General features: G+C 39.1%; 14 protein-coding genes. 7 read left to right on the plus strand and 7 right to left on the minus strand.

All coding sequences use genetic code 11. The features are described 5' to 3' along the window. Positions 1 to 174: 174 nt before the first annotated feature. Positions 175 to 432 (plus strand): DUF2312 domain-containing protein, encoded by a 258-nt coding sequence (locus BscR1v2_RS06940; RefSeq protein ID WP_010704350.1) that lies wholly within the window; start codon positions 175 to 177, stop codon positions 430 to 432. A gap of 13 nt (positions 433 to 445) precedes the next feature. On the opposite strand, the gene BscR1v2_RS06945 is transcribed toward BscR1v2_RS06940, so the two are convergent. The 4 genes from BscR1v2_RS06945 to BscR1v2_RS06955 form a co-directional block, all read right to left on the minus strand. Further along, the gene (locus BscR1v2_RS06945) at positions 446 to 2269 is read right to left on the minus strand and encodes an ABC-F family ATP-binding cassette domain-containing protein (RefSeq protein WP_078690200.1); all 1824 of its coding nucleotides are present in this window, start codon (positions 2267 to 2269) and stop codon (positions 446 to 448) included. Next, the gene (locus tag BscR1v2_RS06950) at positions 2269 to 2655 is read right to left on the minus strand and encodes a glycine zipper domain-containing protein (protein ID WP_010704352.1); all 387 of its coding nucleotides are present in this window, start codon (positions 2653 to 2655) and stop codon (positions 2269 to 2271) included. Before BscR1v2_RS06950 ends, BscR1v2_RS06945 begins: the two co-directional genes overlap by 1 nt. Before the next feature lie 679 nt (positions 2656 to 3334). Continuing rightward, positions 3335 to 3496 (minus strand): hypothetical protein, encoded by a 162-nt coding sequence (locus BscR1v2_RS08085; RefSeq protein WP_153302017.1) that lies wholly within the window; start codon positions 3494 to 3496, stop codon positions 3335 to 3337. A gap of 92 nt (positions 3497 to 3588) precedes the next feature. Further along, on the minus strand, positions 3589 to 4227 hold the full coding sequence (locus BscR1v2_RS06955) for a thiamine diphosphokinase (protein ID WP_078690201.1): 639 nt from the start codon (positions 4225 to 4227) through the stop codon (positions 3589 to 3591). Positions 4228 to 4505: 278 nt separating this feature from the next. Between BscR1v2_RS06955 and BscR1v2_RS06960 the strand changes: the two genes are divergently transcribed. After that, on the plus strand, positions 4506 to 5912 hold the full coding sequence (locus BscR1v2_RS06960) for a M48 family metalloprotease (RefSeq protein ID WP_236829000.1): 1407 nt from the start codon (positions 4506 to 4508) through the stop codon (positions 5910 to 5912). Between the two features lie 166 nt (positions 5913 to 6078). On the opposite strand, the gene BscR1v2_RS06965 is transcribed toward BscR1v2_RS06960, so the two are convergent. Continuing rightward, positions 6079 to 6990 (minus strand): RNA polymerase factor sigma-32, encoded by a 912-nt coding sequence (locus BscR1v2_RS06965; RefSeq protein ID WP_010704355.1) that lies wholly within the window; start codon positions 6988 to 6990, stop codon positions 6079 to 6081. A 565-nt stretch (positions 6991 to 7555) separates the two neighbouring features. On the opposite strand from BscR1v2_RS06965, the gene BscR1v2_RS06970 reads away from it, so the two are divergent. The 3 genes from BscR1v2_RS06970 (at position 7556) to BscR1v2_RS06980 (ending at position 10381) form a co-directional block, all read left to right on the plus strand. Then, positions 7556 to 9130, plus strand: a complete 1575-nt coding sequence (locus BscR1v2_RS06970; RefSeq protein WP_078690202.1) for a hypothetical protein — start codon at positions 7556 to 7558, stop codon at positions 9128 to 9130. A 21-nt stretch (positions 9131 to 9151) separates the two neighbouring features. After that, on the plus strand, positions 9152 to 9490 hold the full coding sequence (gene fdxA, locus BscR1v2_RS06975) for a ferredoxin FdxA (RefSeq protein ID WP_010704357.1): 339 nt from the start codon (positions 9152 to 9154) through the stop codon (positions 9488 to 9490). Between the two features lie 306 nt (positions 9491 to 9796). Further along, positions 9797 to 10381, plus strand: a complete 585-nt coding sequence (locus tag BscR1v2_RS06980) for a CarD family transcriptional regulator (RefSeq protein ID WP_078690203.1) — start codon at positions 9797 to 9799, stop codon at positions 10379 to 10381. 361 nt (positions 10382 to 10742) lie between these two features. Here the strand turns inward: BscR1v2_RS06980 and rpmF are convergent, their stop codons facing one another. Continuing rightward, complete coding sequence (gene rpmF / locus BscR1v2_RS06985; protein WP_004857790.1) at positions 10743 to 10922, minus strand: 50S ribosomal protein L32; 180 nt, start codon at positions 10920 to 10922, stop codon at positions 10743 to 10745. Positions 10923 to 11637: 715 nt separating this feature from the next. On the opposite strand from rpmF, the gene BscR1v2_RS06990 reads away from it, so the two are divergent. Further along, a complete protein-coding gene (locus BscR1v2_RS06990; protein WP_078690204.1) occupies positions 11638 to 12540 on the plus strand; it encodes a polyprenyl synthetase family protein in 903 nt (300 codons plus the stop codon). Between the two features lie 130 nt (positions 12541 to 12670). On the opposite strand, the gene ispG is transcribed toward BscR1v2_RS06990, so the two are convergent. Then, a complete protein-coding gene (ispG, locus tag BscR1v2_RS06995; protein ID WP_078690205.1) occupies positions 12671 to 13912 on the minus strand; it encodes a flavodoxin-dependent (E)-4-hydroxy-3-methylbut-2-enyl-diphosphate synthase in 1242 nt (413 codons plus the stop codon). A 273-nt stretch (positions 13913 to 14185) separates the two neighbouring features. On the opposite strand from ispG, the gene BscR1v2_RS07000 reads away from it, so the two are divergent. After that, positions 14186 to 14476, plus strand: a complete 291-nt coding sequence (locus BscR1v2_RS07000; protein ID WP_078690206.1) for a hypothetical protein — start codon at positions 14186 to 14188, stop codon at positions 14474 to 14476. Positions 14477 to 14603: the final 127 nt, after the last annotated feature.

A 14603-nucleotide genomic window follows, 5' to 3' on the forward strand; every position in this document is an offset into this window, starting at 1 on the left:
CTTTATTCACGCATATATTTTTTCATTCACACTATTTAAAGCGAATTTGTAAAAAAGTGAAACGATTGACTTTTTTCCCACTCTTCAGGCACCCCTAATGTATCAGGCACCCTTAATGTAAGAGTTTATTATTCAAAGAGTTAATTTATAACACACACCTTGGAGAAAAATATAATGAGCACTCTAGCCGATGAAACACAAGCCGTATCCGCCAATCAATTGCGCGCTTTTATTGAACGTATTGAACGATTAGAAGAAGAAAAAAAAGCAATTTCCGACGATATTAAAGACGTTTATACGGAACTTAAAGGATCTGGCTTTGACAGTAAAGCCGTGCGCCACATTATACGACTGCGCAAAAAAGAAGATCATGAACGTAGCGAAGAAGAAGCTATCATCCAACTTTATAAAAATGCACTCGGCATGGATTAATTTAAATAATGGATTAATTTAAGCAATTATCTTTTTCAATAGCTTCACGCAAAAGCTCAAGATCCAACCATTCTTCTTCCTTTTGCGTGCACAAGTTCTTTTTCTCTTCAAGTGCTGCAGATAAACGCTCAAAACGAGCCTGATCACAGCTATAAAGCGCAGAATCAGACAATTCTTTTTCAAGGTTTCTGATCTCATTTTGTAAAAGCGTTATGTGTTCAGGCAAGTGCTCCAGCGCGTAGACCTGCTTATAAGACAATCTGCGCGGCGTTATTTTTGAAGAAGAAGCTGTTTGTTTTTTCCGATCACGTGCAACAGGCTTTTGCAATTCTTGACGCTGCGAAAGCTCAGCCTGCTTTCTTTGTGCCATCATATCACTATAACCACCAGCATAAAGGGTCCAGCGCCCATTACCTTCAGGTGCCAAAACATGAGACACAGTTCGATCTAAAAAATCTCTATCATGGCTAACCACTATCACTGTTCCTGCAAAATCAGAAATAAGTTCTTGAAGCAAATCCAATGTTTCCATATCAAGATCATTGGTTGGTTCATCTAAAATCAAACAATTTGCAGGCTGTAATAAAAGCCGCGCTAACATTAAACGGGCTCTTTCCCCCCCTGATAATTCTTTAATAGGGGTATAAGCTTGCTCAGGCAAAAACAAACAATCTTTAAGATAAGAAACAACATGGCGCTGCTGCCCATTAATGAGCACACTATCACCCCTGCCACCTGTTAAATAATGGGCTAAAGTTTCTTCCCCGTCTAAAATCCGCTGTTGATCAAGCAGAGCCATCGTCACATTAACCCCATGCTTAATCACCCCACTGTCTGCCAACTCGCGGCCAATTAAAACAGAAAGAAGCGTTGTTTTTCCAACACCATTGGGACCTACAATGCCAACCTTGTCACCACGCTGCAAACGCAATGAAAAATCTTTAACAATAACGCACTCACCATAAGACTTAGAAATCCCTTTTGCTTCAAGCACCAATTGACCACAATCTTGGCGCTCAGATACCGCAAAAAGCGCGCGTTCTGCAGGCCCTTTATAGGTTCGATGAAGTTTTCGCATCTCCTTTAATGCGCTCAAACGCCGTTCATTACGCTTGCGCCTTGCGCTTACTCCATAGCGCACCCATTGCTCTTCACGAACAATCTGACGCTCCAATTTATGATGATCACGCGCCTCTTTTTCCAGCTCTTTATCACGCCAACTTTCAAATGCAGAAAAACGCTTTTCAACCCTTTTAGTCACACCCCGATCAAGCCATACGGTTGAATGCGCCACTGTTTCTAAAAATCGCCGATCATGCGAAATAACAACAATTGCTGAACGTAAAGAACACAAAACACCTTCAAGCCACTCAATGGTTGATACATCAAGATGGTTGGTCGGTTCATCTAATAAAAGAATATCTGGTTTTGCTGCAATCGCCTGCAGTAAGGATACGCGCCGCTTTTCTCCACCAGAAAGCGTTGTTAATTTCTCAGTCCCTACAAAACCAAGATCTCTAAGAAGGGTCTGCACCCATTGAACATCATGCCCATCGTTTAAACCAGCCTCTACACAAGTATAAACATCATCACCCCCTGAAAAATCAGAGCTTTGTGATACATAACGCACATGCGCGCGAGGGTGGTGAAAAATTTCACCTTCACTAGGCTCCAATAGACCAGCTGCAATTTTTAAGAGTGTTGATTTTCCACACCCATTGCGGCCAACAAGTGCAATACGTTCCCCCTGCCCAACCGATAAGCAAGCCTGATTGAGCAAAGGGGTTGTTCCAAAAGTTAAAACAATACGATCAAGTCGTAAAAGCGGTACACCCATTAATAAGGCTGTACGGGTTGTGGGCAAGGAGCCTGATAAAGCTGACCTCTCGCATCACGATAAGTGCACAATTGTGGTACAGGTTGTGGGCAAGGAGCTTGGTAAAGCTGACCTCTCACATCACGATAGGTGCACAATGGTACTTGCTGAGGCATTTTCTGTTTTTTCTGAGCAGCAGCAGCACCTGTTACTGTACCTGCAATAGCACCAATTGCTGCACCTGGAACTGCTCCAGAACTGCTTCCACTAATTGCTGTGCCGGCCAAAGCACCTAATGCAGCACCACCAACACCATATCCTGCAACTGTTTGCTCAGTTGTTGTGCAAGCTACCGAGCTTAACCCAACGATTGCAACAACCGTCATTGTTAAAATTGACTTTAACATATCAAAACCCTTTCTTTGTTAAAAACAAAATAAAGTTACATGTATCTATCAACCCTTACCCTTTTTGCTCTCACTATTTTATTCTTATACATTGAAAAGAGCTTCGTAGAATAAGTATAGATATTCATAATATAACTTTGCTATACCATAAATGGCAATAAAAAGTTCTACAAATACAACTAGTTTACAATGGTATAAATCATAATAAATATGAATATTGCACCAGGAGCTACTTTTAAAAAAACTCCTGAGATTTCTGTATCGGCTTAAAGCACCCTCAACCAAAATATTAACAGGGCACCATGAACACTATAATCTGCAATTTATCGCTTAGTTGTTGTATAAACTACAAAGTCTAACTTAATGATTGAAACAACCACCATTTGTTAAAACTGATCTTAAGTATATCAAAATTCCCTCCTTGTAAAAATAAAACAAAATTACACCCCATTAGCACATATCTTTCTGCCCCCGCTATTTTATTTATGCATTAAGAAGAGCTTTATGGAATTAAGTATAGATGCTTATAATATAAGTAATATATTATAGCTTTCAGTAATATAGTCTCCACATTATAAATAACAATATAAATAGCAATAAACAGTTGCACAAATATTTAGCATGCAGCAGCAATTGATTGCGCTGCTGCACTCACACAGTTATCGCAAATTTTCTTAAGTTATCTCCAAGAATTATCTTTCCTGTTACACATGCCTGGTGCATGATCAACGGGCAAATCACTAAAAAGAGCATCTAATAATTCTGGATCAACGCGCCTACAAGCCATCGAACTTAAACCAACAACTAAAACAATTACCATTGTTAAAATTGGTTTTAACATATCAAAATCCTTTCTTTGTTAAATACAAAATGAATTCATATGTTTTATCAGTTCTTATACCTCTTGTATTCTTGCTTCTTTACTCTTACACATTAAGAATAAGCAGGTATAGATGCTAATATTATAGCTTTGCCATAGTATAAATGACAATAAAAAGTTCCACACACACGGTTAGAAAGTGTTAAAGAAGACCCAAAAGACACATTTTGCTTCAAAATGGGCCATTGAACACCTGACATCGTTAAACCTTGTAAATCAGAAAATCCGATAATACTTAACAGACAACCGTCAGGTAAATCACACGAAAAGGGCTTTGGCACAATCGGCCACCCTTCTTCACGACCACTCGTCAACAAAACTGAAATACCTTGCTCTTCCATGGCTATTGCTTGTGTCATATGAGAAAGGCTATGATCACTGCGCTCACCTCCAAAAGCACCGCATAAAATAAGCCGTTGAGCTCCCTCTCTTAAAGCTCTCTGACATGCTAATGCTCCATCTGTTGCATCTTTATTAGCAGGAAAAGCTTCACGGGGAACATCACCATATGTGTGCAGTAAAGTTTGATCACAAGAATCAAAATCCCCTAACCAAAGTTCAGGCACCACATTTAATGCTGCAGCATGGCGCATCCCCCCATCAGCAGCAATGACTCGGCTTTTGCGAATTTGGTTGAGCAAACGATTGGTGACAAAAATATCTCCATTTAACAATATTGTAAATGTTGTCATGACATATTATGCCTTTCATGAAGCTTCTTTTTTATTATTTCTATAAGCTACCATCATAAAGAAGCCAAAAGGATCCTCGATTGTAATAAAACAAAAAAATACACATGAAATTTTTAAAGAAAAATATTCAACAAACAAGGTGCGCAATGATCCAAGGCATCAGATTTCTGATCCAAAGCATCAGATTTTTTCAGCAAATAGGCGTTTTGAGCAAAATCTGGTCAATAGCGATCATAAGCTTCCTGTTTTTATTGTCTGCATGTCACACTGCTTTCCAAGTGAACAATAAGCTTCATTCTTCCCGTTCTCCTGTTACAGAAGATCACACTGGTGAAATAGTCGACCAAACCAATAATAAAAATGATCTCTATACGACACTGGGCGCTACATACCATTCACGTATTTTGCAAACATATGGTGGTCAATATTACAATCCAAAACTTGAACAGATGTTAGCAAAAATCGTAAACAGACTAACAGCTTCCTCACAAAGTCCTGACCAAACCTATTATGTCACTATTTTAGACACAGAAAATATCAACGCATTTGCCCTTCCAGGTAGCTATATTTATGTCACCCGTGGCATGCTGGCATTAGCCAATGATACTTCAGAAGTTGCAGCAATCTTAGCCCATGAAATAGCACACATTACAGCCAATCATGGCATCTTGCGTCTTCAAAAAGAAATTGAGCTAAAACTTGCAGATCATGCTGCCACAAACATACTAGAGCATTCTAACACCAAATCGCACAATATTTTGAAAGATAAAAAACAACTGGCGCAATTTACGCGTAGCCAAGAACTCCAAGCCGATTCAATAGGGATCGAAATGCTTAACCAAGCTGGCTATGATCCATTTGCATTTCCACGCTTTCTAAAATCAATGGAAGCTTATAGTGTCTTTCGCAATAGCTCATCGTCCACAAATGTTTCACTTGATTTTTTGGCAACTCATCCAACCACTCCACAAAGAATCCAACTTGCTATAAAAAAAGCGCACGAAATCAGTGCACCTAACATTGGAGAAACCGATCGTGACAGTTTTTTAAAATATATTGATGGTATGATTTTTGGTGGAAGCCTTCACGAAGGATATATCCGAGGAAACCAATTTATTCATCCACAATTACATATAGCTTTTTCTGTCCCCAATAATTTTACCATAAACACGTCAGGATATGCTGTTGTTGCCAGTGGCCCAGACAAAACCGCCATCCGTTTTGATGCAGTACCTCTGCCTGAAAATATGTCTGCTAGTGATTATCTAAAAAGTGGATGGGTCGCAGGGCTTGATCAAGCCTCTGTTAAGTCCACCACCATCCAAGGTTTAGCTGCAGCTTACGCCCATGCATCCAATGAACATTGGCAATTTGATGTTGTTGTCATTCCCATTAAAGACCAGGTCTTGCGTTTTCTCACCGCCGCCCCTCATCACCCTCAAAACTTTAACCATATTACCAAAAGCACCATCGAAAGTTTTCATTTACTTTCATCGCGGGCGTTAAATAAACTCAAACCTTTAAGGCTTCGTGTTATACGCGTAAAAAAAGGAGAAAGTGTTGCAGACCTTGCTGAAAAAATGCAAGATACAGCCCATAAAGAAAAGCTGTTTCGCATTATGAATGCACTTTCTCCAACCCAAATTCTACATGAGGGAGAACGCGTCAAAATCATTGCTGAATAAGATGTAAACAGCTCAATTCTTAAAGCAACTTTTAATCTTAAAGCAACTTTTAAGGCTCTTTTAAGCGTTTTACTGGTTTGAGCACTTCAAATGATTTATACTTTACGCCTAATGCCTTCACTTCAAACGCTTATGCTTTAAATACTTACAGTTATACTTTAAATACTTACACTTCATAAGCATCAGCTGGGTTAACATTAAGCAAAGCACAACGCAGCTTTTGCAAAGCGCGCGCTTCAATTTGGCGCACCCGCTCTTTTGAAATTCCTAATTTCTCACCTAAAAATTCTAAAGTAGCACTTTCTTCATTTAAGCGGCGAAAACGAATAATTTCAAGCTCTCGTTCATTTAAAATTTGTAAAGCATCATAAAGCCACTGTGTGCGTCTTTGACCATCAATTACTTTTTCAATTAAAGAATCAGGAAGCGGCTTTTCATCCACTAAAGTATCAAGTTTAGTAACTGAATTATCATCATTCTCAGAAACAGACATACTCAATGAATTATCAGTGCCAGAAAAGCGAAAGTCCATCGTTTCAACATCGCTCACTGAAACACCAAGCTTTTCAGAAATAACGCGAAAAATATCTTGTTTGCTCATAGTGCTATCATCTTGCACCAATTGAGCCCGCAAACGACGAAGATTAAAGAAAAGAGCTTTTTGGGAAGAACTCGTTCCCCCTCGAACAATCGACCAATTGCGCAAAATATAATCTTGAATAGAAGCACGAATCCACCATGTTGCATAGGTTGAAAAACGCACATCCCGGTCCGGTTCAAAACGCGCAGCCGCCTCTAAAAGCCCCACATATCCTTCTTGAACCAAGTCGCTTAATGGCATTTTAAAGCGCTTAAAACGACTAGCAATTGAAATAACCAAACGCATATGCGCTGCTGCAATTTGGTGCATAGCTTTATCATCACGCTTGTCCTTCCAGCGTAAAGCTAAATCATGCTCCTTCTTTTTTTCAAGATAAGGCGCCTGCATTGCAGAACGCATCATATTGCGTCCCAGACTTTTGTCAGCATCGCTATAATTTTTGCTACTTTTGTAAACTGCATTTGAAAGATTACGCATTACAACCCCTGCGATTAAAATTATCAAATTTGCTTTGATAACGACCCACTTGCTCTCTCATATAAAAGAACGTAAAAATTGTTTATTGCGTCTATACTACTTTAACGTGTAGTTTGCAACTTATAATTGTTTTTGTTGTAAGAGCCCAATTTATGCGATGAAAATTTAAGAGGTAACGTGCAATAAAAAATAGAGAAAACCTCGCCCTTAGCAGTAAAGCAAAGCACTCTTCCCTCACATCTTTATTGCCACAAAAACAAGGCCATAAAGGATACAAAAAACACAGATTCTTTTGTTGAAGGGTCAATAAATTATTTTTATGTTGGAAGATCCATCTTTATGCTAGCACTCTTTTAACACAACCTATACTTGTGAATATACACACGCAAAGGGTCAACTGAATAAAGCAAAGAAGAAATTTTCAAGCAAAAACGATGCAAAGAAACATTAAAACCACAAGAATGATTGAAGAAAGCGCAACAAATGTGCTAGAGAAACGGCATAGATACTAAAGTGCCAAAAACACATCTTCTTGCCCATAAAAAAGCCGAGAAAGAAAACAACGATGGATAGCGAAACTGTTCACAAGAATGATATTCGTGTCGAAAACCCTGAAAATGACAGATTTGAGGGGTTGCGTTTTTATGCCCATAAAAGTGGCACAGATACAGAAGTTGAAACACACAATACAATAAATAATGAAGATTTAGCTACCGCCTTTGCTCAACGTGTTACACGTTTTTGTGCTTCAGCTAATGGAGATTTCACCCTTAGCTGCGATGGAATTGTACGCTGGATTGGCCAAGCAGTGGCACAACTAACCTCAACTGATAATATTTTAAAGCCCAAGCTTATTCTCTTAGCAGATGCACAATTAACTGGCGAAGCCCGCGATAAAGTGGTCGCACGATTGGAGCGTTTTGTAACTTTTCATTTTGAAACAGCCTTAAAACCACTTTTTGATTTACGCAATGCTGATACTTTGAGTGGACCAATGCAGACTCTTGCTCTACAACTTGTAGACAATTTGGGCATTTTACCGCGTCGAAAAGTGGCTGAAACTGTCAAAAATCTTGGTCAAGAATCACGTGCAGTATTACGACAACTAGGAGTTCGTTTTGGCGCTTTTCATATCTACCTCACAGGAGTGCTCAAGCCCACTGCAGCCCAAGCCATTACACTTCTTTGGAGCCTTTATAAAGAAGAGCGTGACCAAATTGGTTTAAGTGAAATTTTAGCCGCTTTAACTGCTGGGCGAACTTCACTGATTATTGATCCAACATATAATCCTCAAATTTATCATCTTGTTGGTTATCAAATTTTAGGGCGGCGTGCTGTACGTATCGATATTTTAGAACGTCTTGCCAACCTTATTCGCCCTGCACTCCATTGGAAGCCAGGCATAGAACCCAAACCTGAAGGTGCCTATGATGGCAAAAGTTTTTTTGTCACACCAACGATGATGTCCATTCTTGGTGCCAATAGTGCAGACATGGAAGAAATTCTCAAAGGTCTTGGTTATCAATCACAACCCAAAAGTAGCGCTGAACTTCAAAAAGAGCTCACGCACAAAGAATCCTTTGCAAGTGATGTAATAACAAAAGAAAACTATCCTTTAGCAGAATTTGTGGGCAATCAATGGCAAGACATCCTAGCATCAGAAACAATGCAGGAAGAAAAAAAGGCTTCATCTTCATCTGCTTGTATTGAAGAACCATCTTGTTCAAAAGATCATTTATCAGCTGCTGAACCTGATTTACCAGCTGCTGAACCCGTTGGTGCTTTTGCACACCAAAACTGCCTAGCAGCAGAAGACAAAATTGTTTTATTATGGCGTTACAATTATCAGCACAATCGCCTTTATAGCAATCGCGCTAAATCTGAGCAAAAACGGCAAAACAAACACAGAAAAACTTTCAAAAAAGAAGCCAATCCAAACAAAGCCCCCTTCAAAAAAGAGGCATCACAAACCACCTCTACCCATAAATACACTAAAACATCCACTCAATACGCAAAGAACAAACCATCTCAAACACGAAAACACCCCGATCCTGATTCACCTTTTGCAAAATTAGCAGCGCTTCGTAACCAACTTCAAAGCGATAAGGATGTACATATCATTCCCTTTAAAGGTCATTAAAATGGGAAATGGAGTTTAATCTTGGCCTACGTTGTAACCGATAATTGTATCCAGTGTAAATACACTGATTGTGTTGAAGTTTGCCCTGTTGATTGTTTTTATGAAGGTGAAAATATGCTTGTCATTCACCCTGATGAATGCATCGACTGTGGTGTATGCGAACCAGAATGCCCTGCTGAAGCCATTAAGCCTGATACAGAACCAGGGCTAGAAACATGGTTAGAGCTCAATCGTGAGTATGCAACTAAATGGCCTAATTTAACCACCCAAAAAAGTCCTCTTCCCCAAGCAAAAGAAATGGACGGTGTTCCCAATAAATTAGAAAAGTATTTTTCAGAAAATCCAGGAAGTGGTGAATAATAACTCCATAATGTATTGTTCTCTTTTGAAAAAAACTTAGATTATTTCATGTAATAACAAAAATCTTAAGTGAAATGATTGATTTTTTTCATTTTAAATGTTAACAATGTCTTAATAAAGCCATTTTGCTAAGTATTTTGTTTTGCTTTTTTATAAAGCAAAGTGTTTTTTTATTTGTAACTGGAAACACTCAACTTCTATGCTATATCGACCAGCATAATATGCATAAGTTGCAGAAGACTCAGTTTTCAGGCGTTTCAACTTGTTCTCCGACATCATTGTTGGTTACAAAGGGAGTAAATTAATATGGCGTCCCAGCGAAAGAAAACCTCTAGTGTTAAAGGGTTTTCAACCTCTGAATATATCGTCTACCCCACACATGGAGTGGGGCAAATTATAGCAATTGAAGAGCAGGAGGTTGCAGGGCATAAATTAAAGCTTTTTGTCATCCACTTTGCTAAAGATAAAATGGACGTAAAAGTGCCAGTTGCAAAAGCGCTTTCCATTGGAATGCGTAAATTATCTGAATCTGATTTAGTTGAGCGTGCATTAAAAACTCTACAGGGAAAAGCACGTGTTAAACGGGCTATGTGGTCACGCCGTGCTCAAGAATATGACACGAAAATCAATTCAGGCAATCTCGTTTTCATTGCTGAAGTAGTGCGCGATCTTTTTCGTTCAGAATTGCAATCTGAGCAATCTTATTCCGAACGCCAACTCTATGCTGCTGCACTTGATCGAATGGCGCGTGAAATTGCTATCATTAATAATCTTTCTGAAACAGAAGCTATCAATTTGATAGAAACACACCTTACCAAAGAATCCAAACGCAAATTTAAAGCTGGAATGGATGAAGAAAAAGATGACAGCAGCGCTGTCTATGCTGCATAATAAACTATAAAATATATATAAAAAGTACACTAAAACCCGTGCACTATTTATGTGAGCACGGGTTTATTTTTTGCTTAACTCAAAGCCTGCTAGCAAATAAAAACACTCGTAAAAAAGTACTTCCCAAACAAGAGAGCACACATAGTTTTTTCAAGCGCCTTTACACACACGAAGAGCTCTATACACACCGCATGGCATTACTGCAAAAGCATTTTGCTTTATAATAATCTAATTTATCGGTAATTTTACATCCCACCTAAAAAGCCTTACGCCTCAACAATGAGGCTTGCTTACAAGAAACATTAAAAGGCCCCCCGTTTCATCCACTCTATTAGATCACGAGGGTGTGGAATTTCAGCACTTAATCTTTAGGGGGTAAAACTGAACGCCCGCGATACATGCCTGTTTTTAAATCAATATGATGAGGGCGACGCAATTCACCAGAATTTTTATCTTCAATATAAGTTGGTGCTTTCAAGGCATCAGCCGAACGGCGCATACCCCGCTTCGATGGAGAAGTTTTTCGTTTAGGTACAGCCATAAAGAGATACTCCAAATAGACTCGAAAAAGAACAAATAACACTTAAACAATAACATTTGTTGTCACTTTTATGTCATTTTTGACAACAGTAATGTCACTTTTGACAACAATGTTATAGCTTCCTATACACTGATTAAAATCTTTTGACCAGACTTTCGTTTAATTTTTTATCCGATTTTACGAGCCTATTTAAACATTTTTAATGAAAACAACATCAGTTAAGCACCAAAAAGAGAAATTCATTTTCAAACAAGCTAGGCTAAAACCAAAAAACAATCTGTAAACTAATGGCAGATAGCCGCCATAAAGGCCTCTTAAACTAATCGGCAAGAATTAGTAACTTCCCTTCAAACAAGATAGATCAACCATAATCCTTAAAAGACTAAACACACATTAAAATAGCACAATCTTCTTCCCGCTTATAGCCACCCACTTTATCAAATCATACATCATCAAACTGCAAATCATGCATCACTACATGAGAATATCTAAACAGCCAGACAAAAAGTAAAGATCACAACAAAAAACAAAGATCATACTAAACTTGCAGCATCCTCAAAGACTAGGCATCTAAAAACCAATCTTGCATTATTTTTGCCTGATAGAGCTCAATTTTTACCTGATAAAACTTAAAGATCATTAAAAAACCGTTTCATTCTTCGTCTTCCTATCCTAAAAAGAGCTCACTCATTTTGCAAAAACAAAGGAAGAAACGATGCATGAATTCATGGCCCTTCTTGCAAAACATACCCACAATATTGAAAAAAGACTTGATACGCTTTTAAACTATAAAGCTCAAAACAATGAAATTGCTCGTCCTGAAATCTTAATCAAAGCCATGCGTCATGGCACGCTTAATGGCGGCAAACGTTTGCGTCCTTTTTTAGTTATCCAAAGTGCTGCACTTTTTGATATCCCCCTTGAACAATCTCTCGATATTGGCGTCGCATTAGAATGCGTTCATTGTTATTCGCTTATTCACGATGATCTTCCCGCCATGGATAATGACACACTACGGCGTGGAAAACCCACAGTTCATAAAGCATTTAATGAAGCCACAGCCATTCTAGCAGGCAATGCCCTTTTGACCCTTGCTTTTGAAATTATTGCCCACAAAGCCTGTGCTCTAAGCCCCCAAATAAGAATTGACCTTATCACAGCTCTTGCGCAAGCAGCAGGGCTTGGTGGTATGCTTGGTGGACAAATGCTTGACCTTGAAGCTGAAAACAAACCGCAAGATCACCACGCAATCATCACGCTACAACACATGAAAACAGCCGCTCTTATAAGCTTTGCTTGCCAAGCAGGTGCTATAATTGGCAATGCTTCTAAAACTCAGATTGATCAACTTTCCACCTTTGGGACACATCTTGGGTTGGCTTTTCAATTAACAGATGACCTTCTTGATGTCACCATGAGTACAAAAACTCTTGGCAAAACTGCTGGAAAAGATAAAGAAGCCAATAAAGCCACTTTAGTCAGTCTCTATGGAATTGAAAAAACACAAAAAAAACGAGATACACTCATTACTCAAGCAGAAGAACTTCTCCACCCCTTTGGTGATAAAGCAAAACCACTCAAACAAGCAGCACACTTTATTGCCACACGCAATAATTAAAAAATGCCTCTCCCCTCTCTTAAAATTGTCCCTTATTTTAAAGCGCATTACACCACTTAAACAACAAAATCATTTAAACAACAAAAGAAAAAGCAGAAACAAACCACTTGTGTCTCTCTACCCAATTTGTCTAGTTTTGCCCAAAACGCGTGTGGATATAATCACCCAATATGGCTTCAAACTCTTCAGCAATATTGGGCCCACGCAAAACCTTTACCTTCTTTCCCTCAATAAAAACTGGTGCTGCTGGTTGTTCACCTGTTCCAGGCAGAGAAATGCCAATATCAGCATGTTTTGATTCCCCCGGCCCATTGACAATACATCCCATAACAGCCACCTTCAAACCTTCAACCCCAGGATATTTTTGACGCCAAACTGGCATATTCTTGCATAAATCAGCCTCAATTTTTTGCGCCAATGTCTGAAAAACCGTTGAAGTCGTACGCCCACACCCAGGACACGCAGCAACCACAGGCATAAACTGGCGAAATCCCATAACCTGCAAAAGCTCTTGGCACACCTTCACCTCTTGGGTCCTATCACCTCCTGGCTCAGGTGTGAGTGAAATACGAATAGTATCACCAATCCCTTGCTGTAATAAAATCCCCAAAGCCACTGAAGAAGCAACAATCCCCTTTGTTCCCATTCCCGCTTCTGTTAAACCCAAATGAAGTGCATGATCACAACGCTTTGCTAAAAGGCCATACACAGCAATTAAATCTTGTACATCACTCACTTTAGCCGAAAGAATAATTTGATCACGCCCCAATCCCAACTCTTCAGCAAAAAAAGCTGAATGTAATGCCGACTGAACCACAGATTCCCTCATCACTTCAACAGTCGACAAAGGCTTTTCTTGCTTTGCATTTTCATCCATAAGCCGGGTTAGTAACCCCTCATCAAGTGACCCCCAATTTACTCCAATACGTATGGGTTTATGATAACGGCAAGCCATTTCAATAATTTCACTAAACTGCTGATCCTTTTTTGAACCAAAACCAACATTTCCAGGATTAATCCGATATTTTGAAAGAGCCTCAGCACATGCCGGGTGGGCTGCTAAAAGTTTGTGCCCAATATAATGAAAATCCCCCACCAACGGCACAAAAATGCCTAACCGCTCCAATCGTTCACGTATTTTAGGGACAGCCGCTGCCGCTTCATCCCGATCAACAGTTACCCGTACCAATTGCGAACCTGCACGCCAAAGAGCACTAATCTGCATAACTGTCGCATCAATATCGGCAGTATCTGTATTCGTCATAGACTGGACAACAATCGGGTTATCACCACCAACAATCACATCACCAACTTTTACTCCAACAGATCGGCGACGCTCTAAAGGCTTAGATAAATAATATGGTGCGCTCATCAACTCCCCAATTTTTAAAAATCCACTTTATCTTTTACCATCACACAAGTCATCATTATACGACCACAATACTACCCGTATCATAAAATAATTCGAACAAACAAATGAGTCAAAAATTGACTTAAAACAAGCCAACACGCGCGCAATGATCAACATAAACCAACAACTAAGCGTTTTTCTCATGCAACTTTTCAATTTTCAAGTCGTTTAACAAATCAGTCTTTCAATAAAATTCCAATTTAGAAGACGCTAACAATACGAAGGAGTCAATCTATGTGCACATTTCAGCCCCCCTGTTGCAGAGATACTAAAATTAAAAAACATATAGCACAATTAAAAGATGAATTGGTAACAATCAGCCGTTGGCGTCATGATAACAACACTTCAAATACCATTTTTGACCTCTTTGACACATGGAAACAAAAAGGCCGTCACGCTCTTTATCGCATTAACAATCACACTGAAGATCTGAAAAAAAAAGCAAAAGAAAACCCTAAAACAACAATCGCACTTATTACCGGTGTTGTTCTAGCAAGCTGCCTGTTGACGCGTAAAATCAAATAATCAGCTCCTCTAAAGCCCGCCCAAAAAGCGGGCATCCCCCTTCTCCAAATCCTAAAAATAACTTACATCCCATATACCAGAACGCAAATATTATAAACCCAACGACATCCTCTACTATTAGCAACCC

Source organism: Bartonella schoenbuchensis R1 (genome assembly GCF_002022685.1).
GTDB lineage: Bacteria > Pseudomonadota > Alphaproteobacteria > Rhizobiales > Rhizobiaceae > Bartonella > Bartonella schoenbuchensis.

Bases quoted from the DNA above. Each gene is read 5' to 3' on its own strand.
- BscR1v2_RS06940 (WP_010704350.1), top strand. From the start codon at position 175: ATGAGCACTCTAGCCGATGAAACACAAGCCGTATCCGCCAATCAATTG.
- BscR1v2_RS06945 (WP_078690200.1), bottom strand. From the start codon at position 2,269: ATGGGTGTACCGCTTTTACGACTTGATCGTATTGTTTTAACTTTTGGA.
- BscR1v2_RS06950 (WP_010704352.1), bottom strand. From the start codon at position 2,655: ATGTTAAAGTCAATTTTAACAATGACGGTTGTTGCAATCGTTGGGTTA.
- BscR1v2_RS08085 (WP_153302017.1), bottom strand. From the start codon at position 3,496: ATGTTAAAACCAATTTTAACAATGGTAATTGTTTTAGTTGTTGGTTTA.
- BscR1v2_RS06955 (WP_078690201.1), bottom strand. From the start codon at position 4,227: ATGACAACATTTACAATATTGTTAAATGGAGATATTTTTGTCACCAAT.
- BscR1v2_RS06965 (WP_010704355.1), bottom strand. From the start codon at position 6,990: ATGCGTAATCTTTCAAATGCAGTTTACAAAAGTAGCAAAAATTATAGC.
- BscR1v2_RS06970 (WP_078690202.1), top strand. From the start codon at position 7,556: ATGGATAGCGAAACTGTTCACAAGAATGATATTCGTGTCGAAAACCCT.
- BscR1v2_RS06980 (WP_078690203.1), top strand. From the start codon at position 9,797: ATGGCGTCCCAGCGAAAGAAAACCTCTAGTGTTAAAGGGTTTTCAACC.
- rpmF (WP_004857790.1), bottom strand. From the start codon at position 10,922: ATGGCTGTACCTAAACGAAAAACTTCTCCATCGAAGCGGGGTATGCGC.
- BscR1v2_RS06990 (WP_078690204.1), top strand. From the start codon at position 11,638: ATGCATGAATTCATGGCCCTTCTTGCAAAACATACCCACAATATTGAA.
- ispG (WP_078690205.1), bottom strand. From the start codon at position 13,912: ATGAGCGCACCATATTATTTATCTAAGCCTTTAGAGCGTCGCCGATCT.
- BscR1v2_RS07000 (WP_078690206.1), top strand. From the start codon at position 14,186: ATGTGCACATTTCAGCCCCCCTGTTGCAGAGATACTAAAATTAAAAAA.